Annotated in this window: 24 protein-coding genes; 6 read left to right on the top strand and 18 right to left on the bottom strand. The window is 73.5% G+C overall.

The genetic code is table 11. The features are described 5' to 3' along the window. Nucleotides 1-11: 11 nt before the first annotated feature. The 4 genes from ACFYPR_RS23245 to ACFYPR_RS23230 form a co-directional block, all read right to left on the bottom strand. The gene (locus ACFYPR_RS23245; protein WP_387262415.1) at nt 12-2,498 is read right to left on the bottom strand and encodes an ABC transporter permease; all 2,487 of its coding nucleotides are present in this window, start codon (nt 2,496-2,498) and stop codon (nt 12-14) included. A 146-nt stretch (nt 2,499-2,644) separates the two neighbouring features. Continuing rightward, nucleotides 2,645-3,310 (bottom strand): response regulator transcription factor, encoded by a 666-nt coding sequence (locus tag ACFYPR_RS23240; protein ID WP_354858927.1) that lies wholly within the window; start codon nt 3,308-3,310, stop codon nt 2,645-2,647. Continuing rightward, nucleotides 3,307-4,518: a histidine kinase gene (locus ACFYPR_RS23235; protein ID WP_363941531.1), complete on the bottom strand. Its 1,212-nt coding sequence runs from the start codon at nt 4,516-4,518 to the stop codon at nt 3,307-3,309. Before ACFYPR_RS23235 ends, ACFYPR_RS23240 begins: the two co-directional genes overlap by 4 nt. Before the next feature lie 43 nt (nt 4,519-4,561). Further along, nucleotides 4,562-5,260 (bottom strand): DUF305 domain-containing protein, encoded by a 699-nt coding sequence (locus ACFYPR_RS23230; protein WP_355068388.1) that lies wholly within the window; start codon nt 5,258-5,260, stop codon nt 4,562-4,564. Nucleotides 5,261-5,400: 140 nt separating this feature from the next. Between ACFYPR_RS23230 and ACFYPR_RS23225 the strand changes: the two genes are divergently transcribed. Beyond that, complete coding sequence (locus ACFYPR_RS23225) at nt 5,401-6,855, top strand: LVIVD repeat-containing protein (protein WP_387186285.1); 1,455 nt, start codon at nt 5,401-5,403, stop codon at nt 6,853-6,855. Nucleotides 6,856-7,037: 182 nt separating this feature from the next. Next, the gene (locus tag ACFYPR_RS23220; protein ID WP_355068384.1) at nt 7,038-8,264 is read left to right on the top strand and encodes an SLC13 family permease; all 1,227 of its coding nucleotides are present in this window, start codon (nt 7,038-7,040) and stop codon (nt 8,262-8,264) included. Nucleotides 8,265-8,270: 6 nt separating this feature from the next. Here the strand turns inward: ACFYPR_RS23220 and ACFYPR_RS23215 are convergent, their stop codons facing one another. The 7 genes from ACFYPR_RS23215 to ACFYPR_RS23185 form a co-directional block, all read right to left on the bottom strand. Next, nucleotides 8,271-8,750 carry a DUF1203 domain-containing protein gene (locus tag ACFYPR_RS23215; RefSeq protein WP_355068382.1) on the bottom strand — a complete coding sequence of 160 codons (480 nt, stop codon included), beginning with the start codon at nt 8,748-8,750 and terminating at the stop codon, nt 8,271-8,273. A 113-nt stretch (nt 8,751-8,863) separates the two neighbouring features. Further along, nucleotides 8,864-9,694, bottom strand: a complete 831-nt coding sequence (locus tag ACFYPR_RS23210) for a MerR family transcriptional regulator (RefSeq protein WP_355068380.1) — start codon at nt 9,692-9,694, stop codon at nt 8,864-8,866. Nucleotides 9,695-9,750: 56 nt separating this feature from the next. Further along, the gene (locus ACFYPR_RS23205; RefSeq protein WP_354858943.1) at nt 9,751-11,352 is read right to left on the bottom strand and encodes an asparagine synthase-related protein; all 1,602 of its coding nucleotides are present in this window, start codon (nt 11,350-11,352) and stop codon (nt 9,751-9,753) included. Between the two features lie 4 nt (nt 11,353-11,356). Further along, entirely contained in the window at nt 11,357-12,325 is a 969-nt protein-coding gene (locus ACFYPR_RS23200; protein WP_354858945.1) for a hypothetical protein, read from the bottom strand. Nucleotides 12,326-12,465: 140 nt separating this feature from the next. Beyond that, on the bottom strand, nt 12,466-13,257 hold the full coding sequence (locus ACFYPR_RS23195) for an isocitrate lyase/phosphoenolpyruvate mutase family protein (protein ID WP_387262411.1): 792 nt from the start codon (nt 13,255-13,257) through the stop codon (nt 12,466-12,468). Further along, nucleotides 13,254-14,279, bottom strand: a complete 1,026-nt coding sequence (locus tag ACFYPR_RS23190; RefSeq protein WP_387262408.1) for a cytochrome P450 — start codon at nt 14,277-14,279, stop codon at nt 13,254-13,256. The genes ACFYPR_RS23195 and ACFYPR_RS23190 overlap by 4 nt, the downstream gene beginning before the upstream one ends. Before the next feature lie 121 nt (nt 14,280-14,400). Next, a complete protein-coding gene (locus ACFYPR_RS23185) occupies nt 14,401-15,144 on the bottom strand; it encodes an ArsR/SmtB family transcription factor (protein WP_387262405.1) in 744 nt (247 codons plus the stop codon). A gap of 101 nt (nt 15,145-15,245) precedes the next feature. Between ACFYPR_RS23185 and ACFYPR_RS23180 the strand changes: the two genes are divergently transcribed. Next, nucleotides 15,246-17,468 (top strand): family 43 glycosylhydrolase, encoded by a 2,223-nt coding sequence (locus ACFYPR_RS23180; protein ID WP_387262402.1) that lies wholly within the window; start codon nt 15,246-15,248, stop codon nt 17,466-17,468. Nucleotides 17,469-17,572: 104 nt separating this feature from the next. On the opposite strand, the gene ACFYPR_RS23175 is transcribed toward ACFYPR_RS23180, so the two are convergent. Genes ACFYPR_RS23175 through ACFYPR_RS23155 form a run of 5 tightly spaced genes read right to left on the bottom strand, consistent with a single transcriptional unit; the run spans nt 17,573 to nt 19,988 of the window. Next, complete coding sequence (locus ACFYPR_RS23175) at nt 17,573-18,082, bottom strand: 2'-5' RNA ligase family protein (protein ID WP_355068370.1); 510 nt, start codon at nt 18,080-18,082, stop codon at nt 17,573-17,575. A gap of 23 nt (nt 18,083-18,105) precedes the next feature. After that, a complete protein-coding gene (locus ACFYPR_RS23170; RefSeq protein ID WP_355068368.1) occupies nt 18,106-18,762 on the bottom strand; it encodes a low temperature requirement protein A in 657 nt (218 codons plus the stop codon). A gap of 52 nt (nt 18,763-18,814) precedes the next feature. Beyond that, complete coding sequence (locus ACFYPR_RS23165; protein ID WP_355068402.1) at nt 18,815-19,000, bottom strand: DUF397 domain-containing protein; 186 nt, start codon at nt 18,998-19,000, stop codon at nt 18,815-18,817. 38 nt (nt 19,001-19,038) lie between these two features. Beyond that, nucleotides 19,039-19,230: a DUF397 domain-containing protein gene (locus ACFYPR_RS23160; RefSeq protein ID WP_355068366.1), complete on the bottom strand. Its 192-nt coding sequence runs from the start codon at nt 19,228-19,230 to the stop codon at nt 19,039-19,041. Then, a complete protein-coding gene (locus ACFYPR_RS23155) occupies nt 19,221-19,988 on the bottom strand; it encodes a DUF5753 domain-containing protein (RefSeq protein WP_354858962.1) in 768 nt (255 codons plus the stop codon). The genes ACFYPR_RS23160 and ACFYPR_RS23155 overlap by 10 nt, the downstream gene beginning before the upstream one ends. A 197-nt stretch (nt 19,989-20,185) precedes the next feature. Here ACFYPR_RS23155 and ACFYPR_RS23150 point away from each other — a divergent pair, with 197 nt between their 5' ends. Further along, complete coding sequence (locus ACFYPR_RS23150; protein ID WP_355068364.1) at nt 20,186-20,482, top strand: hypothetical protein; 297 nt, start codon at nt 20,186-20,188, stop codon at nt 20,480-20,482. A gap of 294 nt (nt 20,483-20,776) precedes the next feature. Here the strand turns inward: ACFYPR_RS23150 and ACFYPR_RS23145 are convergent, their stop codons facing one another. Then, nucleotides 20,777-21,382, bottom strand: a complete 606-nt coding sequence (locus tag ACFYPR_RS23145; RefSeq protein WP_355068362.1) for a response regulator transcription factor — start codon at nt 21,380-21,382, stop codon at nt 20,777-20,779. Then, entirely contained in the window at nt 21,379-22,533 is a 1,155-nt protein-coding gene (locus tag ACFYPR_RS23140; protein ID WP_354858970.1) for a histidine kinase, read from the bottom strand. Before ACFYPR_RS23140 ends, ACFYPR_RS23145 begins: the two co-directional genes overlap by 4 nt. Before the next feature lie 131 nt (nt 22,534-22,664). Between ACFYPR_RS23140 and ACFYPR_RS23135 the strand changes: the two genes are divergently transcribed. Together ACFYPR_RS23135 and ACFYPR_RS23130 are read left to right on the top strand one after the other, a co-directional pair. Continuing rightward, a complete protein-coding gene (locus ACFYPR_RS23135) occupies nt 22,665-23,564 on the top strand; it encodes a hypothetical protein (RefSeq protein WP_355068360.1) in 900 nt (299 codons plus the stop codon). 63 nt (nt 23,565-23,627) lie between these two features. Continuing rightward, nucleotides 23,628-25,373 carry a DEAD/DEAH box helicase gene (locus ACFYPR_RS23130; protein ID WP_354858976.1) on the top strand — a complete coding sequence of 582 codons (1,746 nt, stop codon included), beginning with the start codon at nt 23,628-23,630 and terminating at the stop codon, nt 25,371-25,373. The last annotated feature ends 42 nt before the right edge of the window (nt 25,374-25,415 follow it).

Raw genomic sequence — 25,415 nt, 5'->3', positions numbered from 1 at the left:
GACGGCCGAGATCACTGGTCGGCGAGCGCCTCGACGACGGGCCGCGACAGCGCCCGACGGGCCGGCAGCACCGACGCCAGCAGGGCGGCCAGCACTGCCACGCCGAGGATCAGCCCGAGCTGACCGAGCGGCAGCACCACGTGGAAGTCACCGCCGAGACGGGCCAGCAGCGCCATCGCGGCGGCGCTGACACCGGTGCCCAGCCCGATGCCGAGCACCGCGCCGACCAGCGCCATCAGGACCGCCTCCGCCGCGAGCATGGCCCGCATCCGGGCCCGGGTCAGCCCGACCGCCCGCAGCACCGCGTTCTCCCGGGTGCGCTCGACCACCGACAGGCTCAGCGTGTTCGCCACGCCGACCAGCGCGATCACCACGGCCAGGCCGAGCAGCGCGGTGACGAAGGCCAACAGCATGTCCACCGTGCCGGTGAGCATCTTCTTGTACGCGCCCTGGTCCATCAGGTTCACCGTCGGATAGCGGGCCAGCACCGCCTCGATCGCGTCGCGGGCCTCTTCGGCGCTCACGCCGCTGGCGGGGTCGATCTCGGCCAGGAAGCCCCGCTCGCGGGGAAAGAGCGCGGCGAAGTCCGCGTCGTCCACCTCGATGACGTGCCCCTCGGGCGCCGCGCTGGCGACCATGGCCGGCGCGTCGTCGGCGACCACCGCTGCCACCCGGAACGGCCGCCCCGCGATGGTGACGGCGGAGCCGACCTGCCAGCCGCGCGCCTGCGCCAACTCCCGGTGCACCAGGACCTGCCCCGGCCCGAGCCGCCCGACGTCGCCGGCCAGCACCCCGGTCAGCGTCCGCCCCACCAGCGCCGGGTGGGCGGCGCGGACCTCGATGTCGCCGGTGACGGTGCTGCGCTGCTCGTGCACCACGCCCAGCTCGGGGCGCGCGGCCAGCTCACCGGCGAGCGCGGCGGGCAGGTTCTGGCCGATGCCGCTGACCACGAAGTCCGTCCCGATCTCGGCGTCGACGCTGCGGTCGATGCCGTCCTTGGTGCTGCGCGCGCCGACCACGAACGCCGACACCAGTCCGATCCCGATCACCAGGGCGGTCGCCGTGGCGGCGATCCGGCGCGGATTGCGCACGGCGTTGGCCACCGCGAGGCCCACGGTCATGCCGAACAGCCGCCGGGCCGGCCAGCCGATCACCCGGATCAGCGCCGGGACGAGCACCGGCCCGAACAGGACGATCCCGAAGAACGCCAACACGCCGCCGACGGCCACGAGCAGCACCTGACCGGCGCTGGCGGCGCCAGCGAGGGCCGCGACGCCGGCACCGAGCACCACCGCGCCGAAGATCAGGCGCAGCCGACCGGCACCCCGACTGGGCTGCACCGCAGCGTCGGTGAGCGCGGCCACCGGGGCGACAGTGGTCCCCCGCCAGGCGGGCAGCAGGGCGGACGCCACGGTGAGCGCGGTGCCGAGCAGCAGACTGGTCAGCACGGTCGAGCCGGCGACGGTCAGCCCACCGGAGACCGGCACGTCCAGCCGGGTCATCAGCAGCCGCATACCGGCGGCGAGAGCCACCCCGAGCAGCACCCCGAGCACGGACGCGACGAAACCGACCAGCGCCGACTCCAGCAGGGCGGCCCGGAAGACCTGCCCCCGGGTCGCGCCCACCAGGCGCAGCAGCGCGGTCCGCCGGGTGCGCTGCGCCAGCACGATCGCGAAGGTGTTGGCGATCACGAAGCCGGCCACCACCACCGCGACCCCGACGAAGATGAGCAGCAGCATCATGAACTGGTTCAGGTCCCGAACCGCGTCGTCGACGGCCTCGTCGAGGATCTGCTGACGGCTCTTCACGCTGGCGTCGGCACCCCCGACGACCGCGCGCAGCCGGTCGGCCAGCACCGTCTCGGACGTTCCCGGCCGTGCCGCCACCATGATCCGGCCATAGCCGCGCGCACCGCTGACCGCGAGCGCGTCCGGGCCGACCAGGCCGATGAACGGCCCGCCGACGTCACGCACGCTGCCCGCCACATCGACGGTACCGACCAGGGTGTACGGGCGGGCCGCCCCGCCGGTGCCGCCGATCTGGACCGGGGCGCCGAGGGTGAAGCCCTCCTCGGCCACGGTGGGCGCGTCGAGCACCACCTCGCCCGCGCGGTCGGGCAGGCGGCCGGACACCACGTCGTACGAGCGCAGGGCGGCCTCGGTGGGGATGGCGGCGAGCACGGCGTAGCCCAGCACCGGCCGGCCGTCGGCGCCGAGAAGCCCTCCGGCGCCGGTCAGCTCCCCGGCCGCGGCGGCCACGCCGTCGACGGCGCGGACCCTGTCGACCAGGCTCGCCGGCAGCGCCTTGTCGCCGCTCGGGTAGACGCCGAGGTCGGTGTGCCGGTCGAAGGTCCCGGCCCGCTCGTACGCGCCGGCGCGCATCCCGTCGACGAAGATCAGCGTGCCGGCGATGAACGCGACGCCGAGCACGACGGCCAGCGCGGAGAGCAGCATGCGCAGCGCCTCGGCGCGCAGCGAGCGCAGGGTCAATCGGATCATGTGCGGGCTCCCGGTGCAGGCGCGGATCGGACCCCTCCGACGCTATGGCCGGTCCGATCCGATCGATCTCCACCTGCGCGCTCGACCCGCGTACGCCCGAGGTAGCGCTCGGCCCGCCGGCCGTACGACCCGGGTCGTACGGCGGGTCACCGGCCGGGCGTGACCAGGCCGCTCTCGTACGCCAGCACGACCGCCTGAACCCGGTCGCGCAGGTGCAGCTTCGCCAGGATCCGCCCGACGTGGGTCTTCACCGTGGCCTCGGCCACGTGCGCCTTGGCGGCGATCTCGGCGTTGGACAGGCCCTGCGCGACCAGCAGCAGCACCTCCCGCTCCCGCTCGGTGAGCTGGGCCAGCCGGGGGTCGGCGGTCGGGCCGGCGCCGAGCTGACCGGCGAAGCGGTCCAGCAGCCGCCGCGTGATCGACGGGGCGACCACCGAGTCGCCCCGCGCCACCACCCGGATCGCGTCCAGCAGCTCCTCCGGCGGGACGTTCTTGAGCAGGAAGCCGCTGGCCCCGGCCTGTAGCGCGGCGAACGCGTCCGCCTCGGTGTCGAAGGTGGTCAGCACCAGCACCCGGGGCGGGCCCGACGGCCGGTCGGCGCAGAGCCGGCGGGTCGCCTCCACCCCGTCCATGGTGGGCATCCGGATGTCCATCACCACCACGTCGGCCTCGGTGCGGGCCAGCACCCGCAGGGCGTCCGCGCCGTCGATGGCCTCCCCGACCACCTCCAGGTCGGGCTGGGAGCTCAGCACCATCCGGAACCCGGCGCGCACCAGCGCCTGGTCGTCCACGATCACCACCCGGACCGTCATGCCGCGATCACCTCCGCTGAGGGTTCCGACGGTAGCGGTAGCCGGACCTGGACCTGCCAACCCCCGGTCGGCTGGGCGCCGGCGGTGAGGCTGCCGTCGTACACCGCCACCCGCTCGCGCATGCCGAGCAGACCGTGACCGCCGGACGGCGCCGGGCTGACCACCGGGCGGCCCCGGCCGTCGTCGACGACCCGGACCACGACGGCCTCGGCGGTGTACGTCAGGGTGACGTCGACGGCGGCCCCGACGCCGGCGTGTTTGAGCGCGTTGGTCAGCGCCTCCTGCACCACGCGGTAGACGGTCAGTTCCAGACCCGGAGGCAGGGCCGGCGGCTGACCGGTGGCACCGTCGCGGATGCGCAGCCCGGCGTCGCGGAAGCGGGCCAGCAGGTCGGGCAGCTCGGCCAGGGCCAGCCGGCGGTGCTCCGGGTCGGCGGCCACCACCGACCCGCCCGCTCCGGACGGGCCCGCGTCGCGCAGGACCCCGACCAGCCGGCGCATCTCCTCCAGCGCCGAACGGCCGGTGTCGGCGACCACCTTCACGGCCGTGCGGGCCTGCTCGGGGTCACGGTCGAGCATGAACCGGGCCCCGTCCGCCTGGACGATCATCACCGCCATGCTGTGCGCCACCACGTCGTGCAACTCGCGGGCGATCCGGGTGCGCTCCTCGGCGACCGCCACCCGGGACTCGGCCTCCCGCTCGCGTTCCAGGGTGGCGGCCCGTTCCTCGAGGCTGAGCACGTAGAGGCGGCGGGTCCGCACGTTCAGCGCGACGAGCCAGACCGCGCCGGTGACCAGCGCGTACCACAGCGCGGTCACCCACCAGTCGATGACGCCGGGGGTCTGCGCGGCGGCGAGCAGCACGCCCACGGCGGCGACCGCGCCGGCCAGCACCCCGTCGCGCAGGCGCCTGCCGTACTTCACGACGCTGTAGAGCGCGATGAGGACGGCGACGTCGAAGGCGAGCGGACCCCACCGGGCGATCACCTGGACCAGGGCGAGCGCCGCCACGACGACGGTCACCGCGCCCGGGTGGGTGCGGCGGAACAGCAGCGCCACCGCCATGCCCACGCCGACGCCGGTGGCGGCCCAACCGCCGGGCTGGGCCACCGCCGAGGCGAGGCCGACGAACGCCACCACGGCGGAGACGGCCACGTCGAAGGCGACGCCGCGCAGGGGGCGGCCGAACAGCGTGCGTCTCACGGTCACCCAGCGTACGTGTCGTGGCTGGTGGCGGCCGGCCGGCAGCCGGTCAGGGCGGGGTCAGCTCGCGCAGGCGGGTGATCTCGATGGCCTGCTCGGTGGCGAGTGAGGTGGCCAGCTCGTTGAGGGTCGCATCGACGCCGACCGACAGCAGGTCGGTGGCCATGGTGACGGCGCCCTGGTGGTGGTCGGTCATCATCGCGATGAAGAGCCTGTCGAACTCGACGCCCCGGGCGGCGGTCAGCTGCCTCATCGCCTCGGGTGACTGCATTCCCCGCATGCCGGCGTGGTCGTGACCGGGCGCCGTCTCGGGCAGCCCGCGGGTGGCGAGCCAGCCGCGCAGGACCTTGATCTCCGGGCCCTGGCCGGCGCGGATCCGGTCGGCGTAGGCGCGGATCCGAGGATCGGCAGCCCGCTCCTGGGCCAGCGTGCTCATCTCCAGCGCCTGCTCGTGGTGCGGGATCATCATCTGGACGAAGACGGTGTCCAGGCCGTTGTAGCGGGGTGGGCTGTCGTCGCGCAGCTCCTGGGCGGACCGGGCGACGGCCGGCTCCCCCGGGCGGCCGGGCACGAGCACCGGCGGGGGTGGCGGACCGGTCGGGCTGGTCGTCGGTGACGGTGACGCCGAACCGCGTTCGGCGGTCGGACGGCCGGGGTCGCCGGCGGCGCGGACAGCCAGCACCGTCAGCACCACAATGATGGCCGCCGATATGACGACGGCCAGTAACCGAGCACGTCGGACGGTCATGCCACACCCCCCTCAGGTCGAGGTCGCAGCGATCCTATCCATTGACGAGTCGAGTTAGATGTGACCCAGATCACATCGATGATCTCCGTGTCTCGGTAAGGTACCGACAACGTCATCCCCCCTTTCGAAGGGCGCCGCCGATGATCAAGTTGGCCACCGCACGGCTCCGACAACTCCGCATCGTCAGCCTGGCCGCAACGGGCCTGCTGCTGACCAGCGTCGCCGTGGCGACGCCGAGCAGCGCCCAGGAGGCAGCACCGGCCGCGGCACCACAGGCCGCCGCCGCCGACATCCCGGGCGTCGACGAGATCCGCAGCAGCCCCAACCTGCGGCAGATCGCCAACATCCCCAAGCAGGCGCCGTTCGACACGACGGCCGCGCTCAACAGCGACATGGCGTTCCAGGGCAGGTACGCCTTCGCCGGCAACTACAACGGGTTCGTCGTCTACGACATCTCCCGGCCCAGCGCCCCCAAGATCACCGCTCAGGTGTCCTGCCCGGGCTCGCAGAACGACATCTCCGTCTACGGTGACCTGCTCTTCGTCTCCACCGACTCGTCGCGCAGCGACGACTCGTGCGCGAGCGTCGCCCAGCCCGCCTCCGTGAAGGAGTCGTGGGAGGGCATCAAGGTCTTCGACATCAGCGACAAGGCCAACCCGCGCTACATCAAGTCCGTGGAGACCGCCTGCGGGTCGCACACCCACACGCTGGTGCCGGGCAAGGACCGCAAGAACGTCTACCTGTACGTCTCGTCGTACAGCCCGCGGGCCGAGTTCCCCGACTGCCAGCCGCCGCACGACTCCATCTCCATCATCAAGGTGCCGGTGAAGAAGCCGACCCAGGCGGCCGTCATCTCGACGCCGAACCTCTTCCCGGACGGCGGTTTCCCGGGCAGCGAGACCGGCTCGGCGACCACCGGCTGCCACGACATCACCGCGTACCCGTCGAAGGACATCGCCGCCGGCGCCTGCATGGGTGACGGCATCCTGCTCGACATCAAGAACCGCGAAGCGCCCCGGGTGATCACCCAGGTCCGCGACACGGTCAACTTCGCCTTCTGGCACTCGGCCACCTTCAACAACGCCGGCACCAAGGTCGTCTTCACCGACGAGCTGGGCGGCGGCGGGGCGGCCACCTGCAACGAGACCGTCGGCCCCAACCGGGGGGCGGACGCCATCTACGACATCACCGGCCGCGGTGACGCTCGGACGCTGGCGTTCCGCAGCTACTACAAGATCCCCCGGACGAACGCCGAGACCGAGAACTGCGTGGCGCACAACGGCTCGCTGATCCCGGTGCTCGGGCGGGACATCATGGTGCAGGCGTGGTACCAGGGCGGCATCTCCGTCTGGGACTTCACCGACTCGCGCCACCCCAAGGAGATCGCGTACTGGGAGCGGGGCCCGCTGTCCGCCACCCAGGCCATCACGGGCGGCGCCTGGTCGACGTACTACTACAACGGCAACATCTACTCCAACGACATCCAGAAGGGCCTGGACGTCCTGGAGCTGAACGACTGGCGGACCTGGACGGCCAACCTGACCCGGTTCCAGGAGCTGAACGTGCAGACCCAGCCCGGTTACCTGAGCTGGTAGCACCGACCGCGCGACCCGGGCCCGGCCCTCTCGTCGAGGGGCCGGGCCCGGCCACGCCAGCCGCGTGGATCAGGCGCCTGCCCGGCAGGCCGGCGCCCCGATCGGGGGCAGCCCGGTGGGGCCCGTCACCTGGGCGGGGGCGGCCGGCCGGGCCGGCGGGTGATGTGCCAACGTGGTCAGCTGTGAAGTCTGCCGCCGGCGCGCCGCCCGCCCCGCCCGAGCCGACCGCGCGCTGGCGCCCCCACCCGCTCGACCTGGTGGCGGTCGTCCTCGCGGTGGCCGGTGCGGCCTGCGCGCTGAGCGGGCTGCTGCCCCGCGCCGAGACCACGGCGACCCTGCACCGCATCCTGCCGCTGCTGCTCTTCCTCGGCACCGTGATCGTGCTGGCCGAGCTGACCGCCGTGGCCGGCGTCTTCGACGTGCTGGCCAGCCGGCTGGCCATCGCCGCCCGCGGCCGCTGGGCGGCGCTGTTCCTGCTCTGCGGTGGCCTCGCCACGGTGACCACGCTCGTGCTCAACCTCGACACCACCGCCGTGCTGCTCACCCCGGTGCTGCTGGCGCTGGCGCGCACCCTGCGGGTCCCGGCCGCGCCGCTCGCGGTCACCACGGTCTGGCTGGCGAACACCGCCAGCCTGCTGCTGCCGGTGTCCAACCTGACGAACCTGCTGGCCGCCGACCGGGTCGGCCTCACACCACTGGCGTACGCCGAGCGGATGGCGCTGCCGCAGCTCGCCGCCGTGGCGGTCACGATGGTGCTGCTCTGGTACGGCTGGTGGCGGCGCGAACGGCCGGCCGGCGGACGCTTCGTCCCGCCGGAGCGGCACGTGCCGCCCGACCCGGTGCTGCACCGCACCGCGCTCGCCGGTTGCCTGCTCTTCGTCGCCGGCATCCTCGCCGGGGTGGAGATCGGGCTCGCCTCCAGCGTCGCGCTCGCGCTGGTGCTGGTGGGCTTCGTGGTCCGCTCCCCGGCGACGCTGCGCCCCGGGCTGGTGCCCGTACGGCTGCTGCTCTTCGTCGTCGGCCTGTTTTTGGTGGTGCAGACCCTCGGCCGGCACGGGCTGGACGACCTGGTGGCCGGCCTGGTCGGGGCCGACGGTGGAGCGGCCGGCGCGCTGCGTGCCGGCGGCACCGGGGCGCTGCTGGCCAACGCGGTGAACAACCTGCCGGCGTACCTGGCCGGTGAGTCGGTGCTGCCCGGCGCCGACCACACCCGCCTGCTGGCCCTGCTGATCGGCACGAACGTCGGCCCGCTGGCCGCGCCGTGGGCGTCGCTGGCCACCCTGCTGTGGTTCGAACGGTGTCGGGCGGCCGGTGTGGCGGTGCCGGTGAAGCGGTTCGTGCTGACCAGCACCCTGCTCGCCGTCGTGGGCACGCTCGCGGCGGTCGGCGCGCTGCTGCTGGTCAGCTGAGGACCGTCACCCGGCGGCCCGCTCCACCACGAACATGAAGCAGCCGTAGACCACGTTGCGGCTGTGCAGCTGGTGCACCTGCGGGTCGGCGAACAGCTCCGCGATCACCGCCTCCGGGTCCGTGCCGTCATGCAGCCGGCCGCCGCAGATCCGTCCCTGCCGGTCGTACGCCCGCAGGACCTGGGGACGTCTCCGCCAGGCCGACGGATGGCCGCCGCCGTGATCCGGACCGGAGCAGGCGGCGGCGTGCGCGAAGATCGGCCCGATCTCCCGGTATGCGACGGCGGCGATCGGCGGGGCGTAGCCGAAGAGCAGCAGCGCCTCCCCCGCCTCGGCGTCGCGCAGGCAACAGCGCAGCGGCTCCCCGCCGCCGGCCAGGCGCCCTTCGACGAGATGGCCGGCGGCGTCGCGGCCGGTCCGACGGACGAGGTCGAGCGCCGCGGCCGGCACGGCCTGGACGCGGAAGGTGGTGGTGGTGGTGGTCATGCGTCCAGCCTGGCCCGGCGGCGGCGCGGGTGCTGGCGGCGATCGGACCTGGCGCTGGGGACGGTCCGGGCTCCGGCCGCCGACGCGCCGCCGTCGGGACGGCAGCGCGACCGTCAGGCGCGGTAGACGGCGAGCTGAAGCTCGGTGACGCCCTGCTCCGGGGAGTCCTGGCAATAGTCCAGGTACACCTCACGGGCGAATCCGTCGGTGCGGTAGCCGTTCTCCTCGATCCACCGGGCAAGCACCTCGACGCTCTGCTCGACGTCGTCCATGGCGCCGTGATGGACGATCGTCGCGGCCGTGCCCACCGCGGGCAGATCACGTACCGCCAGGTCAGGACCTGCCGACACGCCGGCGCCGACGGTCACCCCGGCGTGCACGACGACCGCGTCGCCGTCGTCGTCGCCGGCGGGTTCGTACCAGGCGATGGCCGGGCCCGTCGGCGTGATCCCGGCCTCGGCCAGCCGGCGGAACAGCTCCGGGTAGAGCGGCTGGATCACCGGACCGATGTCCTGGCTCTCATAACTGGGCGCGACGGCGGTCAGCTCCGCGAGGCGAACCGGCGCGATGTCCTTGAGGACGACATCCTGGGCGGTCATTTGACCCTCCGACTCGATCATCCGGAGCCTCGCCTCGACGGCCGCGAGCCGGACGGTGTCGGCGGCCAGTTGCGCCGTCAGCTGGCCGCGACGCAACCGCAGCATGCCCCGCAGCTCGGCCACGTCGACGGCGTCGTCCAGGATCGCCCGCACCTGCTCGAGCGTGAGACCCAGGTCCTTGAGGGCGAGCACCCGGTTGAGCCGACGCAGCTGGTCCGCCCGGTAGAAGCGGTAGCCGGTGTGCGCGTCGACGCTGGCCGGGCGGAGCAGGCCGATGCTGTCGTAGTGGCGCAGCATCCGCACCGACACGCGGCCCAGTCGGGCGAAGTCTCCGATGGTGAACATGGTCCCCTCACGCTCGTCCCTGACACGGTGTCAGAGTCAAGCGTCGGGTGGGGTGCTCAGCCGACGGGTGAGCGGCGGGGCGGGCGGGGCCCGACCAGTCGGCGGACCATCGGCGCGGCGTTCCACCTCGCCGCCCCGACCAGGTCGCGGGCGTGTTCCAGGACCGTGTAGTCGGGCCGGTTCATCCCGTCGGCGATGGCCCGGTCCAGGTCGTTGCCGCAGCGGCTGAGCACGGTGTCGAAGTCACGGCGGACCGGTTCCAGCAGGTCGTAGCCGAACGACCGGTGCATCCGCGCGAACAGCGGCTTGTAGAGCCGGACCCGCTCGTGCAGCCCGGAGGAGTACGACATGGGGTTCTTCGGCCGCCGCAGGACGTAGTCGGGCAGCACGTCGGCGAACGCCCGCCGCACGATCCACTTCTCCTGGCCGTCGCGCACCTTCAGGTCCAGGGGCAGACGCATCGCCAACTCCACCACGCTGAGGTCGAGGAACGGCACCCGTGCCTCCACCGCGTGCCCCATGGCGGTCCGGTCGACCCGCTGCAACTCGGTACGGCACAGGTTACGGATGCGGTGCAGGAACAGCCGACGCGACGCGATCGGGTCGACCTGGCGGTACATCGGGTACCCGCCGAACAGCTCGTCGGAGCCGTCGCCGGTGAGCACCACCTTCACGCCGAGGTCGCGCAGCCGCCGGAAGATCGGCACCGAGACGACGGCGTTGATGATGTCGCCGTACTCGGTCAGCTCGGAGATCCGGATGGCCTCGCGGACGTCGGCCAGCCGGATGTCGCGTGGGCGCAGCTCGACCACCACGTGCGGCACGTCGAGGTCGGCGGCGAGCCGCCGGGCGTACGCCACGTCGGGGCTGTCCGGCACGCCGACCGTCACCGCCACGCAGTCCGGGTGGATGTCCCGCACCTGCCGCAGCGTCAACGAGCTGTCCAGCCCGCCGGAGAGCACCACCCCGACGGTCAGATCGGTCTCCACCCGCATCCGGATGGCGTCGGTCAGGGCAGCCCGGACGAGCAGGGTGGCCTCGTCCGGGTCGTCGATGACCGGCAGACCCGCGCCGATGGTGAGCAGGTCGACGTACGGGCGCAGCCGCACGGGCCCGTCCGGCTCGGCCCAGCCGTGGTGTCCGGGCGGCACCTCGGCGACCGGGGCGTGGTGCCCGACGAGCGCCTTCACCTCGGAGGCGAGGTGCAGGCAGCCGGGTCGCCGGGACCAGTACAGCGGTTTCACCCCGAGCGGGTCGCGGGCCAGGTACGCCCGACCGCTGGCGCGTTCGACGACCGCGAAGGCGTACTCGCCGCGCAGCCGCGTCACCGCGGATTCGCCCCACTGTTGGAACGCGGCCAGCAGCACCTCGGTGTCGCTGTCGGTGCGGAACACCTGCCCGAGCCGGGTGAGCTGCGCGCGCAACTCCCGGTGGTTGAAGATCTCGCCGTTGAAGCAGAGCAGCCAGCGCTCGTCGGTCGACGTCCAGGGCTGCACGGCCCGGTCGCGGTCGACGACGCGCAGTCGGCGGGTGCCGGCGAGCAGCCCGCGTTCCAATCGGGTCTCGGTGACCTCGCCGCGCGGGGCGAGGACGGCGAGCATCCGCCGGAAGGTCGCGGGGTCGGCCTCGGGGCCGAGGCTCAGCGCGATGCCACACACGGGCTCAGACCCCCATCTCGGCCTCGTACGCCCGGCGCAGACGACGCCGGGCGGAGGGTGCGAGACACAGGTGCCAGGCCTGTCCCTCGTCAATCACGTTCAGCTCGCCGGCGTCCTGGCGGGCCAACAGCAGCTCCGCGAGGGTGTCGCGTGCGCCGAACCGCTCGAACCAGGCCAGCTCGACGTCGGCCGAGTAGCCGAGGCAGTGCCCGCTGGGCAGCATGGCGGCGTAGCCCAGGCGACGCAGCCGGTACTGGTGCTCGGTACTGCGCACGAGGCTGGTCACCCACAGCGGCGGGGTGGCCGGCGGTGTGGCGGCGGCGAACTCCCGGCCGAGTTCGTTGAGCAGGGCCACCACCTCCCGGCGGGCCCGACGGAACAGCAGCCCGGCGGTGCGCGGGCTCGCGTCGGGTAGCAGTCGCCGACGCAGTCCGCGCGCGGCGCGGCCCAGGACGGTGGTGGGCTGCTCCTGGTACCGGAAGCGCAGCAGGTCCCGGCGGCGCAGCCACTCCAGGTCGACGAGGTCGGCGCTGCCGTTGACCTGGTCGTCGGTGACGAAGATCGGGGCGTCCTGCCACCACAGCACGTCGATGCGGGAGAGCAGGTAGATCCGGACCAGCGCGGTGAGGTCCCGCGCCGAGGTGCGTTCGTTCGGCTGGTAGCGGGCCATCTCCAGCAGCAACGTCTCACGCGCGCCGAGCAGACCCTGCGGGGTGGCGTCGAGCACGGCCGCCAGGGCCGGCTCGCGCAGCCGCTCGTCGATGAGCACCTGGCGGGCCCGGGTGCTGGTGGCGTCGGCCAGGGCGCCCACCTCGACCAGCAGGTCGGCCACCGCCGCCCGGTAGGCGGCGAGGTCGGGCGCGGCGGCGGGCAGCCGGCGGGCGGCGGCGCTGGGTGGCCGGCGGCGGGCGGGGGCGGCGGGCGACGCGGGCGGTCCGGGCTGCTGCCCCGGACTACGGCTGGGCACTCGCATGACGGGGTCCCTTTCTCCGGCCACGGCGCTGGGTAAATCACCCTGAAACACACCGTAATCATCGGGACCGGCAGAGACCGAACAATCCTCCGATTTACCCCTGAACGGACGCGACCACCACCGCCGGCCGGCGGTGCCCGTCAGTCGCCCGGCACCAGGTCCTGCACTTCGGCGTACGACGGCAGCCCCGGCGGTGCGGTGAACCCTCCGGCGCGGACGGCGTCGGCGGCGGTGACCGCGGCACCCAGCGCGGCCCGGAACAGCAGGGAGCCGGTGCTGACCCGGGCCACGCCGGCCCGGCCAAGCTCGGTCAGTCCGGGCCCGCCCGGCTGGTACAGCGCGTTGACCGGCGCGTCGAGCCGCTCGGTGAGCAGGCGCAGCGCCGCCTCGTCGACGACGCCCGGCACGAAGATGCCGTCCGCGCCGGCCGCCCGGTAGGCGCGAGCGCGGGCGAGGGCCTGCGGCAGCGGGTCGGCCACGTTCAGCCACCACGGGTCGGTGCGCGCGTTCACGAACAGGTCCGGCACCGCCGCCTTCACCGCCGCGATCTTCTCCGCGACGCACTCGGGATCGGCAAGCGTGCCGTCGGAGCGCCCGTCCTCCAGGTTGATCCCGACCACACCGAGGCCGGCCAACTCCGCCACGTACCCGGCGACCTGGGCCGGGTCGTCGCTGAACCCGGCCTCCACGTCGACGCTGAGCAGCACCGGCAACCGGGCCAGCCGGCGAGCCAGGGCCAGGGTCTCCTCGGCGGTGGCCGCCACGCCGTCGGGAAGGCCCGCGGTCGCGGCGACCCCGAGGCTGGTGGTGCCGACCGCCGGATGGCCACGCGCGGCGAGCGCCGCCGCCGAAGCGTGGTCCCAGGCGTTGGGCAACAGCAGGGGACGGCCGGTGTGGTGCAGGGCATGGAACGCGGCACGGCGCTCGATCATCGGACGCTCACCTCCACGCTGGTCGGGACGCGCAGGGTCGGGTGCGGCTCGTGGCGCAGCGGAGTCGGGGTGCGCCGACAGCGTTCCCGCAGCACATCGAGCACCCCGCCGGCCAGCGCGAGGGCATGCCGGTCACCGGGGCAGCCGCGCTCCCCCGCGCCGAAGGTGAGCAGACCGGCGCCCGGCCGGCCGGGTCGGAACGTCTCCGGCTCGGCGAACGCCCGCGGGTCACGGTTGGCCGCGTCGAAGCGCAGCAGCACCGCGCTGCCGGCCGGCAGGTCGCGTCCGCCCAGTCGTACCGCGCCGACGGTGACCCGTCGGGTGGCCCGGACCGGGGGGTCGAGGCGCAGCACCTCGGTCAGCAGGTCGGCGGTCCTCGCCGTGATCGGGACGGCCGGGCTCAGCAGGTGGTGGGCGGCGGCGCCGATCAGGCCGGCGGTCGCGTCGCACGCCTGGACCAGCAGACCGATGAGGTTCGCCCGTACCTCCAGCGGGGCCGGCGGGCAGAGCGCCAGCAGCGCCGCCACCCCTCGGTCGGCCCGCTCGGCCAGCGCCGGATCAACCCCCGGGTGGTACGCCGCGGCGACGACCGCGACCGCCGTCCCGGCGGCTGCCGGATCGACGAGACCGAGCTGGTCGGCCAGCACCCGCAGTGGCACCGGCCGGGCCAGTTCACGCATCACGTCAAGGTGGTCACCCGCCCGGTCGAGGAGGGCGACGGTCAGCCGGGCCGCCTCGTGCCGCAGCTCGTCCGGGTTCAGCTCGGCCAGCGCGGTCACCCCGATCGCGCGGCGCTCGGCGTGCCGCTGAGGCGGGCTGAACCTGCTCACCGAGGCGCGCAGCCAGGCGAGCGTGCCGGGCGGACCGCTGTCGACGGCTGGCACCCGGAACGCCGGGTCGGTCAGCGCCGCCCAAATGTCGGCGTGCCGGGTCACCCACCACCCCTTGCCCGGCTCGAAGGCGGGCGGGCCGCACGCCGGCGTTCCCGCAACGGGCGCGATGTCAGGCCAGATGTCGATCACCGCCCGACCGTAGAGCCCGAACCGTTCGCTCCCCACCGAACCGTCCCGCACCGCATCACACCGAACAGAATCGTGCGTGATCCGGGATGTCGTGCCGCGCCGGAGCGCGGCGGCCGGCGGGTCAGGCTCGGCCGCTGGACGGCGCCGGGGGCGTGCCGGGAACGAGGGTGCTGACGGGCACGCCCAGGCTCTCGGCCAGGGCTGCGCGGCCGATCGGGGTGAGGCGTACTGCCCGGCCGGCGCCCTGGGTGATCCAGCCCAGATCGGAGAACTGGCGGCAGAGTGCCGCGCCGAGCGCTCCGGCGAGGTGTGGCCGACGCTCCGTCCAGTCCAGGCAGTCGCGGACCACCGGTCGGCGGGCGGCGCGCAACACGTCCACCGGTACGCCCAACTCGCTCACCCAGGCCCACCCGTCACGCGTCAGCGCCAACCCACTGGACCGGTCCAGCCGGCCGGCGGCCAGCAGTGCGTCGTACATCAGCACGCCCAGCCGCCCGGCGAGGTGGTCGTAGCAGGTCCGGGCGTACGCCAGGGCGGCGGTGGCACGCGCCGCGCGCAGGGACGTGGTCGGCGCGGGCGGGGTCGACGCGTGCCCGGCAAGGTCCTCGATCAGCTGGGCCACCGACGGCCCGGCCAGGCGCAGGTAGCGGTGCCGGCCCTGCCGTTCCTCGACGAGCAGCCCACCCCGGACCAGGCGGGTGAGGTGGTCGCTGGCTGTCGACGGGGCGACGCCGGCACGTCGGGCCAGCTCGCCGGCCGTCCAGGCCCGGCCGTCGAGCAGCGCCACGCAGATGCCCGCTCGGGTGCCGTCGGCCAACAGGGCGGCCAGCTCGGCCATTCCCCGGCCGTCGGTGCCAGTACTCATCGACCCAGTCTAGGGAGACGCCACCGCAGACTCTTTACAACGTTGTATCCAACGTTGTAAGAACGGAGGGCACACCGCCCACTCCCCCGAGGCAGGTCCACATGCGACATCTCCGCCGCGGCGGCGCGCTCGCCGCCGTGCTCGGTCTGCTCCTGGCCGTGTCCCCGTCCACGTCGGCCGCCGGATCCGACGGCCCGTCCCGCTACCGCAATCCGATCTCCGCCGACGTCGGAGACACCTTCGCCGACCCCGTGATCGTCCGCGGCGACGACGGCTTCTGGTACGCCTACGGCACCACCGACCCGTTGCGCGAGGGCGAGGGCGTCTTCCACCGGGTGCCCACCGCCCGCTCGGCCGACCTGGTCGACTGGACGTACGTCGGTGACGCGTTCGGCCCCGACCAGCGCCCGCCCTACGCGGCGCCCGGCGCGGCGTACTGGGCGCCGGACGTCCGCCGCCTCGGCGACCGCTGGGTCATGTACGTGACGGTCACCGACACCACCGTCTCCACCGAGGGCAGCGACTACGCGATCGGGGCGGCCACCGCCCCCACCCCCGCCGGGCCGTGGACGTTCGCCGACCAGCCCGTCGTCGCCCCGCGCCCCGGCGGCGGTGGCGGCTGGCTGTGGACCATCGACCCGAGCCAGTTCACCGACGTCGACGGCCGCAGCTACCTCTACTACGGCAGCTACTACGGCGGCATCTCGGTCACCGAACTCAGCCCGGACGGCCTGCGCGCGGTCGGCGCACCGACGCTGGTGGCGATCGACAACAAGTTCGAGGGCAGCTACGTGCTGCGCCACGACGGCTGGTACTACCTGTTCGCCTCCACCGCGAACTGCTGCGCCGGCCCGGCCACCGGCTACTCCGTCCAGGTCGGACGCGCACGCAGCCCGCGCGGCCCGTTCACCGACCGCGACGGCGTCGCCCTGACCGCGTCCCGGGCCGGTGGCACGCCGGTGCTCACCCAGAACGGCAACCGCTGGATCGGCACCGGGCACAACGGGTTCCTCACCGACCTGTCCGGCCAGGACTGGATCGTCTACCACGCCATCGACCGGGCCGACCCGTACCTCGACGAGCCCTTCGGCATCAACGAGCGACCCATGCTGCTCGACCGGCTGGACTGGATCGACGGCTGGCCGACGGTCAACGCCGGCGCGGGCCCGTCCGAGGGCACCCGACCCGCACCGGTCACCACCGGCCGCGTCGACGAACGCTTCGACACCGCGAGCCTCACCGGCTGGCAGCGCGCCGGCCAGTGGCGGGTCACCGACGGCCGGCTCAGCGGCAGCGGCGCGCTCACCAGCCGTACCACAGTCGACGGGGACGTGCGCGCCGAGGCCGACCTGCGGCTCACCGGCGTGACCAGCGCCGGGGTCACCCTCGGCGATCGGGTCGAGGTCCGGGTGGACGCCGCCGCCGGCCGGCTGGTCGCCCGCGACGGCCGCCGCCAGGCCAGCGCGCCGCTGCCCGCCGGGCTCGACCTGGGTGATCGACACAACCTGGCCATCGAGGTACGCGGACAGCAGCTCACGGCCGAGCTGAGCCCTGCCCGCCTCGGTGACCAGCTCGCCGTGGTGTCCCTGCGGCTGGACCGCCCGGTCGCCGGCCGACCCGGGCTGACGGCCACCGGCGGCACGGCCGAGTTCGACAACGTCAGCGTGGCGCGGCTGTACCAGCCGGCCAGGCGGGCCGTGCCCGAGCCCCGGGTCGGTGCGCCGCTGCCGGTGTACTCCGACGAGTTCGGCGGCGGGCTCGACGACGACTGGCAGTGGGTACGCGCGGACCCGGCGGCCACCGTCGCCGACGGGGCGCTGCGCTGGCCCGTGCAGGCCGCCGACCTGACCGGCACCGGCAACACGGCCGGCGTGCTGCTGCGCGACGCTCCGCAGGGTGACTACGTCGCCGAGACGAAGGTGACGCTGGACCTGGGCGAGGAGACGGTCCGCAACTACCAGCAGGCCGGGCTGGTCGCCTACGTCGACGACGACCGGTTCGCCCGGCTGACCCAGGTGGCGATCTGGAACACCCGGCAGGTCGAGTACGGCTACGAGCTGCCCTTCGCCGGCCAGCCGGTGTACGGCGGCAGCATCGTCGGCACACCGGCCACCACCACCTGGCTACGCCTCGCACACCACGTCGACCGGGCCACCGGGGAGCACGAGTTCCGGGCCGGCTCCAGCTCAGACGGGCGTACCTGGACGTGGGGCGCGGTGTGGACGTTCCCGGCCGACACCACCCCCCGGATCGGGCTGGTCGCGCACGGCGGCGCCGAGCCGGCCGTCACCGCCGAATTCGACTACCTGCGCTTCTACCGCTGACGCGACGGCCTGGTCGGCCGCACGCGGGACAGCCGCGGCGATCGGTGGCAGTTCAGCAGTGCGACCCTCGGCGTGTCGTACTGCTCAGCTGCCACCGATCGCGCTCATCCGAGCGATGTCACCGTCCGGTCCGTACCGTCGTAGCTGCGGGCGGCGACGAACGCGCCCGTCGGGCGCTGCCCACCGGTCACGGCGCGGGCCATCCGCAGGTCCGCGTCGCGGAACCGCAGCGCCAGGCTGAGGTGCGGCACCCACGCTCCCGGGGCGTGCCAGGGGCGGTGCCCGTCGGCCTGGTCGAGGACGTCCCAGACGGCGGCGTGCAGCGCGGTCAACGCCGGCGTGGGCCGTACGAGCCAGACCAGCGGGGCGCTGCCGTCGAGGACGACGACCCGGTCGAGCGTCACCGGCACCGGCAGCGCGGCGTCGAACAACTCGGCCAGGCGGTGCTCGACACCGGGCGGGAACTCGTCCACGGCCGCCATGGTCAGATGCGGCCGGTTCGTCGGATGGATGTTGCGGGCCAGGCTGGGCAACCCGGCGGCCGCCAACCGCACCCAGACCGTCCGGATCGCGGCGTCCAACCCGGGCGAGCAGACCAATTCCACCGTACGCACGCAGACACGCTAGCCCGAACGCGTCACCGGCCCCGGCCGTACAGGTGACTGGCCCCGCCGGCGGCCGTCGGGTTGACCGCGCCCGTGAGCCGCGCTCGGATCGTCAGGTCGAACGCGGCGACGGCGGTGATGGTCGCCGCGCCCAGCAGACCCACCGCCAGTGGCGGGAGTTGTGCCGCCACCGGGCTCAGGATCAGGCAGCCCACCACGGCCGTGAGGCAGTACTTGGTCAGCTGGCCAAACACCCATGCCTCGAAGATCAGCCGCCCGACGAGGAAGAGCACCGGACCGACCAGGATCGCGACCACGTCACCGGCCGACATCTTCCCGCCGGGCGCCTTCAGCATCAACTCCCCGCCGATGCCGGTGAGCAGGATGCCCGCCACCATCAGCAGGTGGGTGTAGCCGGCCCGCAGGTTGACCCGGTACGGGTCGGCGGAATCGTTGATCTTCACGGCGAGGTTGCTCGTCGTTCGATAGAAGTAGGTCCACCAGAGGAAGACGACCGTCCAGAAGGCGAGCAGGAAGATCACGGCCTGCGCGGCGGCAACCCAGCTGGGCTCCTCGGCCAGGGTCGACGGCAGACGGCCGAGGGTGAAGATGAAGACGAGGTCGAAGAACAGTTCGACGGCGCTTGCCCGGACCGGGTTGACCAGGCCCGCCGCGACCTTCCTGGGCATCAAGCCATCATTGCATCCAATTCGGACACGAGGGCCTGACTTGTCCCATCGGTCAGCGCTGGGCCCGCGCGAAGGCCACGAAGCCCCGCCACACCTCCGGCGCGAAGGTCAACGTCCCACCGTCACGGTCCTTCGTATCCCGAACGAGAACGACCCCCGGCAGATTGTCGGCGACCTCCACGCATGAGCCGCCGTTGTTGCCGCTCTTGGTGCTCTTGCGCCACTGCGCACCGGTCAGGTCCATGATTCCGCCGTTCTGAGGCTCGACTCTGCGGACTAACGCTCTTGCCGCGCGAAGGCCACGAAGCCCCGCCACGCCTCCGGCGCGAAGGTCAACGTCCCACCGTCACGGTCCTTCGTATCCCGAACGAGAACGACCCCCGGCAGATTGTCGGCGACCTCCACGCAGGCCCCGCCGTTGTTGCCGCTCTTGGTGCTCTTACGCCACTGCGCACCGATCAGGTCCATGAGGATGCCGCTTCCCTGAGCAGGTCTAGGGACTGTCCGCGAGAGAGAGCCTCCCCACGAATGCGTTCCCATCGTCGGTCAAGGGTAGCAATTTCTGCCTGCTGCTCAGATATTTGCGCCTGCGCCTGTCCGTCGATGTGGGCGACGCGTCCGCCGCCTTCCAACTCGGCGAGGATGAACGGACCACCCAGGCCCGGGTACATGCCGACCACTGTCGGCACCACATAGACCTGCACCGACGGGAGTTGAGCGCACGCCACGAGATGCTCACACTGGTCGCGCATCAGATCCCGGTCGCCGTACGCCGACCGCCGCACAATGGCCTCGTCCAGCACTGCGATCAGAAGGGGTGGCCGGTCGCGGTGGAGGACGCCCTGTCGTCCGAGACGGGCCTGCACAAGATGATCGACGTCCTCGGTAGACAACGATTCTCCGGCCAGTGTCGCCCGTGCGTATGCCTCCGTCTGCAAGAGGCCGGGCACCCAGGCTAGCTCGTACCAGCGCAGAGCGACGGCCTCACGTTCAATGTCGGCCCATGGCCGGAACCAGGCTGGTTCGCGGCGCTTCAGGATGTCCGGCCACAGCTCGGTTACCTCTCGGCCGAGGATCGCCGCGACCTGGGCGCGGTGTCGGGTCTGCGGGATCCGTCCAGGGTTTGCCCAGCGGGCGGCGGTCTTCGGGTCGACGCCCGTTTGAGCGGCGAGGGAGTCGGCCGTCTCACCGCACTGGGTCATGGCCTCCACGACGGCGTGGTTCATCCGCTGTCCTCCCAGGATATCCCGAACGTCCTACCGCCATAGTGCAACGCAGTGTAGTTGGGCCGCAACAGTCGGCAGGGTGTTGGTGGAACGGCGCGGCCGGCAGGGACCCGAGACCCGGCGGACGCGTTCGCAACGGAGCCGTCCCTGGGGATGACGCTCAGGGGCGGCTCCCTCCACCTCGGAAGGAGCGCGACGTGTCAGAGGATGTCGCGGCGAATGCCCGCACGATCAGGGTCGGAGACGTTCTGTACCTGACCCGTGCCGCCAGTCCGCAGTTCGTCCGCCCGCTCACCCTGCGGGTCGTACGCGAGTTGACCGACCGCCACACCTATCACGGGTGGACGTGGGTCGAGGGGTACGAGCTGGGTCGCGGCGGCCTGGCCGTGGCGAAGCGGGAGGTGTTCGTCCTCCGCGACGGGCTGCGGTGGCTGTCCGTGGGGCCCGAGCGCCGCCCGGCTCGGCGGCCGGCACGGACGGGAGCGTCCGGGTGAGGCGGCGCGGTCTCCCCCACCTGCCGACCCGTCCCACCTGGCGGTGCCAGTCGTGCGGGATCGCCTGGCCCTGCTCGGCGGCGAAGCTGAGTCTCCTCGGCGAGTACCGCGAGAACCGAGCGGCCCTGCTGGTCCACCTGACAGCCCTGAGGGACGAGGCCGCCGAGCATCATTCCGGCATGTCCACGCCAGACCTCGACGATCGGTTCGTCGCCTGGGCGCGTTGCCGGTAGCCGAGCCTTTCGAAGGCCCGGTGTTGCGTGGGGTGAAGCAGAGCAAAGGGGTGACGACAGGTCAGAGCCAGCCGTTGTCCCGGGCGGTCCGCACCGCCTCGGCACGGTCGGTCGCGCCGAGCTTCTGCACGGCGGCGGAGAGATGGTTGCGCACGGTGCCGGTGGACAGGTGCACCCGGCGGGCGATCACGGCGACCGGTGCGCCGAACTCGGCCAGCCGCAGCGTCTCCAGTTCGCGGGGTGTCAGCGGGCAGGCCGGCAGCGTCAACGCGTCGGCGGCCAGGGACGGGTCGACGTACCGGCCGCCGGCATGCACCCGGCGGATCACGTCGGCGAGCGCGCCACCGGGCGAGCCCTTGGGCAGGAAGCCTCGGGCGCCGGCGGTCAGCGCCTGCCGCAGGTGACCCGGCCGGCCGTGCCCGGTGAGGACCACCACCGCACACTCGGGCCGCGCTCGGGCCAGTTCGGCGGCCACCGCGATGCCGTCCAGGCCGGGCATCTCCAGGTCCACGACGGCCACGTCCGGGCGGTGCGCGAGCGTCGCCGTGACCGCCGTCGGCCCGTCGGCGGCGTCTGCCACCACCTCGATGTCCGGCTCCAGACCGAGCAGCGCGCCGACGGCGACCCGGATCAGGTCCTCGTCGTCGGCGAGCAGGACGCGGATCACGTCACCACCGGCACGGTGGCCTCGAGCGTGAACACGGCGTCCTCCCGGCGTACCCGCAGATCGCCGCCGGCGGCGGCGAGCCGGTCGGCCAGGCCGCGCAGGCCGTGGCTGTGCGCGTCCGGGCCCCGGTCGTCGGCGCCGTCGTTGACCACAGTCATCCTGGCCACGTCGTCCTCCCGGTCGATGTGGATCCGGCACCAGTCGGCCCGGCTGTGCCGCAGCACGTTCGTGCCGGCCTCGCGCAGCACCGCCGCCAGTTCGGTGGCGGCGGACTGCGGCAGGTCCGCCGGCGGCGGCCCGACCGTGCACCGTACGCCGCAGGACCGCAGCACCCCCACGATCGCGGTGAGCTGTTCGTCGAGGTCGACGACGCGGTAGCCGTGCACGGTCTCGCGTACCTCGGTCAGCGCCGACGCGGCGAGTCGCTGCACCTCGGCGGCCTCCCGGCCGGCCCGTTGTGGGTCGACCGGGGCGAGCCGGGCGGCGAGTTCGGCCTTCAGGGCGATCACCGTGAGGCGGTGGCCCAGCACGTCGTGCACGTCGCGGGCGAAGCGCAGCCGCTCCTCGGCGGCGGCCAGCCGGGCCTGCGCCGCCTGGCCCTGCCGGGCGTCCACCAGGAGGTCCCAGAACCAGACCTGCAAGCCGTTGACTGCCGCGACGGCCACCCCGATCCCGCCGGTCACCGCCAGGTGGCGGGCGACGGAACCACCGGTCCACCCGGCGACGGCCACCGACACCAGCAGGACGGCTGCCGCCACCGCGAGCGCGGCCGGTGGCCGGACGAGCAGCGGCGCCATGCCGATCAGCGCCGCCCCGAGCCAGGCCCAGGTCGGCCAGGCGCCGGCCGCCACCGGCCCCACCAGCGGAACGGTCAGCACCGCCGCCCCGGCCAGACCCAGGTGGGCGCGGCGACGCCAGCGCCTGTCGAGCCACGGCGTCACGGCCGCGTACAGCACGGCGGTCTGGGCGATCACGAAGGCGAGAACGCCTACCGCGCCGAGCACCGCCCTGCCCGCATCGGGCTCGCGGGCCAGGCCGACCGCGGGCAGCAGAACACTCGCCCAGACGCCGGTGACGAGCGACAGCAGCGTCGCCTGGCGGGCCCGGCGCAACCGGCGGTCCGCCCGGGGAGTCCCCGCCTCGCTCAGCACGCACCGATCCTAGGACCGCCCCGCGCACGGTCCACCCCTGCGAGATGTCACGGTCGAACCGTGCGGCCCGCACGATCTTCCGATGACGGACGCATCTGCCCTTGCCGCCGCGCCGCCGGCAGGGTCGAGGCATGAACAAGACACAGATGTACGCGGACACCGCACCCGTCGTACCGTCGGCCGCGCCCGTGCCGACCGGTCAGCCGGCGCCCCCGGTCCCGGCGGCGACCGGCGGCAGGCGGGGGTGGTGGTGGCACCTCGGCGAGATGGCGATCGCGATGCTCGTCGGGATGCTGCTGCTCGGCCCGTTGTGGGACGCGGCCGGCACGCTGCTCGGGGTGAACGCGACGTTGGCTCGCCCGGAGGTGGCCGCGCTGGTGATGGCCACGAACATGACCGTCGGCATGACCGTGTGGATGCGTCACCGGGGGCACCACTGGCGTGGGGTCGGCGAGATGGCGGCCGCGATGTACGTTCCGTTCCTGCTGCTGCTCGTGCCGTTTCGGGCCGGTCTGGTGGACGGCGACGCCCTGCTGCTCGGCGGGCACCTGCTGATGGTGCCGGCCATGGTGCTGGTGGCGGTCCGCCACCGGCACCACACACCGACGGCGGTACGCCGGCACCCGGCCGTGGTGGCGCTCGCCCGTCGCTGGCCGACCGGGCTCGCGCTGCTGATGACAGTCGACATGTGGGTCGACCCGGGGGTGCTCAGCCCGTGGACGATGCTGGTGCTGCCCGGCGGCTACCTGGTGATCGGCGTGGCCCGGCGGACGCTGCGCGGGCCGGGCGTGCTCGCCACTCAACTCGCCGGTCTGGCGGCCTGGGTCGCCCTGACGCTGGTCGCCGTCGCGGCGGGCGGACGGACCGCCGCGTGGCTGGTGGCGTTCGGGTGGCTGACGCACGCAGGCTGGGACCTGGTGCACCACCGCACCGGCCGGGTGGTGCCACGCGCCTACGCCGAGTGGTGCGGGGTGCTCGACGCGGCCCTCGCGGCGGTGATGGTGCTGGCGATCCTGACCGCCGCCGGCTGACCCGGGTGCGCTCTTGTGCCGGTCGGCGCAGCGGCCCGGACGGCGGAATGAAAGGCTTGGCACATGAGTTCCGCACCTGCACAGCACGATGCACCGACTGACGCACCGACTGACGCCACCCCCGCCGGCACCGAAGAGGTGTACGCCTTCACCGAGCTGGGGCTGCGACCCGAGCTGCTGGGCGCGTTGGCCGCCCTCGGCTACGAGGAGCCGACCCCCATCCAGCGGGAGGCTATCCCACCGCTGCTGGAGGGTCGGGATCTGCTGGGTCAGGCCGCCACCGGCACCGGCAAGACGGCGGCGTTCGCGCTGCCACTGTTGAACCTCATGACGGCCCACCGCGACGGCGGGGACCCGGTGGCGCTGGTGCTGGTGCCGACGCGGGAGCTGGCGGTGCAGGTGTCCGAGGCGTTCCACCGCTACGGCAAGGACCTGGGCGCGCGAGTGCTGCCGATCTACGGTGGGCAGCCAATCGGGCGGCAGCTACGGGCCCTGGACATGGGCGTCGACGTGGTGGTGGCCACCCCGGGTCGTGCCCTCGACCACATCGCCCGGGGCACCCTGCGCCTCGGTGGCCTGGCCACCGTCGTGCTCGACGAGGCCGACGAGATGCTCGACATGGGCTTCGCCGAGGACATCGAGGCGATCCTGGAACACGCCCCCGCGCAGCGCCAGACGGTGCTGTTCTCGGCCACCATGCCGTCCCGGATCGACGGGATGGCCCGCCAGCACCTGCGCGAGCCGGTCCGCATCGAGATCGGCCGGGAGCCGACGGTGGCCGGCGAGGCGCCCCGGGTGCGGCAGAGCGCGTACATCGTGACGCGCGCGCACAAGCCGGCCGCGCTGGGCCGGGTCCTGGACGTCGAGTCGCCCACGGCGGCGATCGTGTTCTGCCGCAGCCGCGAGGAGGTGGACCGGCTGACCGAGACGATGAACGGCCGGGGCTACCGCTCCGAGGCGCTGCACGGCGGGATGAGCCAGGAGCAGCGCGACCGGGTGATGGGCCGGCTGCGGGCCGGCACCGCCGACCTGCTGGTCGCCACCGACGTGGCCGCCCGTGGGCTGGACGTCGAGCAGCTCACCCACGTGGTCAACTACGACGTGCCGTCGGCGCCGGAGTCGTACGTGCACCGGATCGGTCGGGTGGGCCGGGCCGGTCGGGAGGGCGTGGCGATCACCCTCGCCGAGCCGCGTGAGCACCGGATGCTCAAGACCATCGAGCGGGTGACCGGCCAGCGGATCACCATCGACAAGATCCCCACCGTGGCCGACATGCGGACCCGCCGGCTGGAGCTGACCCAGGCGGCGCTGCGGGAGAGCCTGCTGGAGGACGACCTGGACCCGTTCCGGGTGATCGTGGAGACGCTGACCGACGAGTTCGACCTGATGGAGGTCGCGCTCGCCGCGGTGAAACTGGCGCACGAGGTGACGTCCCCCGGCTCCGACGACGAGGAGGAGATCCCGCAGGCGCCGGTGCGCGGCCCGCGCGAGGGTCGGCCGGAGGCCGGTGGCCGGGGCGGCGACCGGCGCGGCGGGGGTCGGCCCCGCTCAGGCGGTGGCAACACCGTCCAGGTCTTCGTCGGCCTGGGCCGGCGCGCGGGCGTGCGCCCGCAGGATCTGGTCGGCGCGATCACCGGCGAGACCGGGATCCGCGGCCGGGACATCGGCTCGATCGAGATCGCCGACCGTTTCTCCCTGGTGGAGGTGCCGCAGGGGGTGGCCGACGAGGTGATCTCCGGGCTGCGCTCCAGCACCATCAAGGGCCGCAAGGCCACGGTTCGTCGCGACCGCGGCGGCGAGGGGCGCTGAGCGCGCCGCCGGCGACCGCCGGGGTACGACGGTCGCCGGCGA

Source organism: Micromonospora sp. NPDC005254 (assembly GCF_042872525.1).
Lineage (GTDB): Bacteria > Actinomycetota > Actinomycetes > Mycobacteriales > Micromonosporaceae > Micromonospora.
This window is presented reverse-complemented; position numbering and strand designations above follow the sequence as displayed.

What these genes read in the sequence shown, in the direction of transcription:
- ACFYPR_RS23185 (WP_387262405.1), bottom strand. Translation starts at nt 15,144, where the DNA reads ATGAGTACTGGCACCGACGGCCGGGGAATGGCCGAGCTGGCCGCCCTG.
- ACFYPR_RS23240 (WP_354858927.1), bottom strand. Translation starts at nt 3,310, where the DNA reads ATGACGGTCCGGGTGGTGATCGTGGACGACCAGGCGCTGGTGCGCGCC.
- ACFYPR_RS23135 (WP_355068360.1), top strand. Translation starts at nt 22,665, where the DNA reads ATGAACAAGACACAGATGTACGCGGACACCGCACCCGTCGTACCGTCG.
- ACFYPR_RS23160 (WP_355068366.1), bottom strand. Translation starts at nt 19,230, where the DNA reads ATGGACCTGATCGGTGCGCAGTGGCGTAAGAGCACCAAGAGCGGCAAC.
- ACFYPR_RS23155 (WP_354858962.1), bottom strand. Translation starts at nt 19,988, where the DNA reads ATGAACCACGCCGTCGTGGAGGCCATGACCCAGTGCGGTGAGACGGCC.
- ACFYPR_RS23200 (WP_354858945.1), bottom strand. Translation starts at nt 12,325, where the DNA reads ATGCGAGTGCCCAGCCGTAGTCCGGGGCAGCAGCCCGGACCGCCCGCG.
- ACFYPR_RS23230 (WP_355068388.1), bottom strand. Translation starts at nt 5,260, where the DNA reads ATGACCGTCCGACGTGCTCGGTTACTGGCCGTCGTCATATCGGCGGCC.
- ACFYPR_RS23210 (WP_355068380.1), bottom strand. Translation starts at nt 9,694, where the DNA reads ATGTTCACCATCGGAGACTTCGCCCGACTGGGCCGCGTGTCGGTGCGG.
- ACFYPR_RS23195 (WP_387262411.1), bottom strand. Translation starts at nt 13,257, where the DNA reads ATGATCGAGCGCCGTGCCGCGTTCCATGCCCTGCACCACACCGGCCGT.
- ACFYPR_RS23245 (WP_387262415.1), bottom strand. Translation starts at nt 2,498, where the DNA reads ATGATCCGATTGACCCTGCGCTCGCTGCGCGCCGAGGCGCTGCGCATG.
- ACFYPR_RS23225 (WP_387186285.1), top strand. Translation starts at nt 5,401, where the DNA reads ATGATCAAGTTGGCCACCGCACGGCTCCGACAACTCCGCATCGTCAGC.
- ACFYPR_RS23130 (WP_354858976.1), top strand. Translation starts at nt 23,628, where the DNA reads ATGAGTTCCGCACCTGCACAGCACGATGCACCGACTGACGCACCGACT.
- ACFYPR_RS23215 (WP_355068382.1), bottom strand. Translation starts at nt 8,750, where the DNA reads ATGACCACCACCACCACCACCTTCCGCGTCCAGGCCGTGCCGGCCGCG.
- ACFYPR_RS23170 (WP_355068368.1), bottom strand. Translation starts at nt 18,762, where the DNA reads ATGCCCAGGAAGGTCGCGGCGGGCCTGGTCAACCCGGTCCGGGCAAGC.
- ACFYPR_RS23180 (WP_387262402.1), top strand. Translation starts at nt 15,246, where the DNA reads ATGCGACATCTCCGCCGCGGCGGCGCGCTCGCCGCCGTGCTCGGTCTG.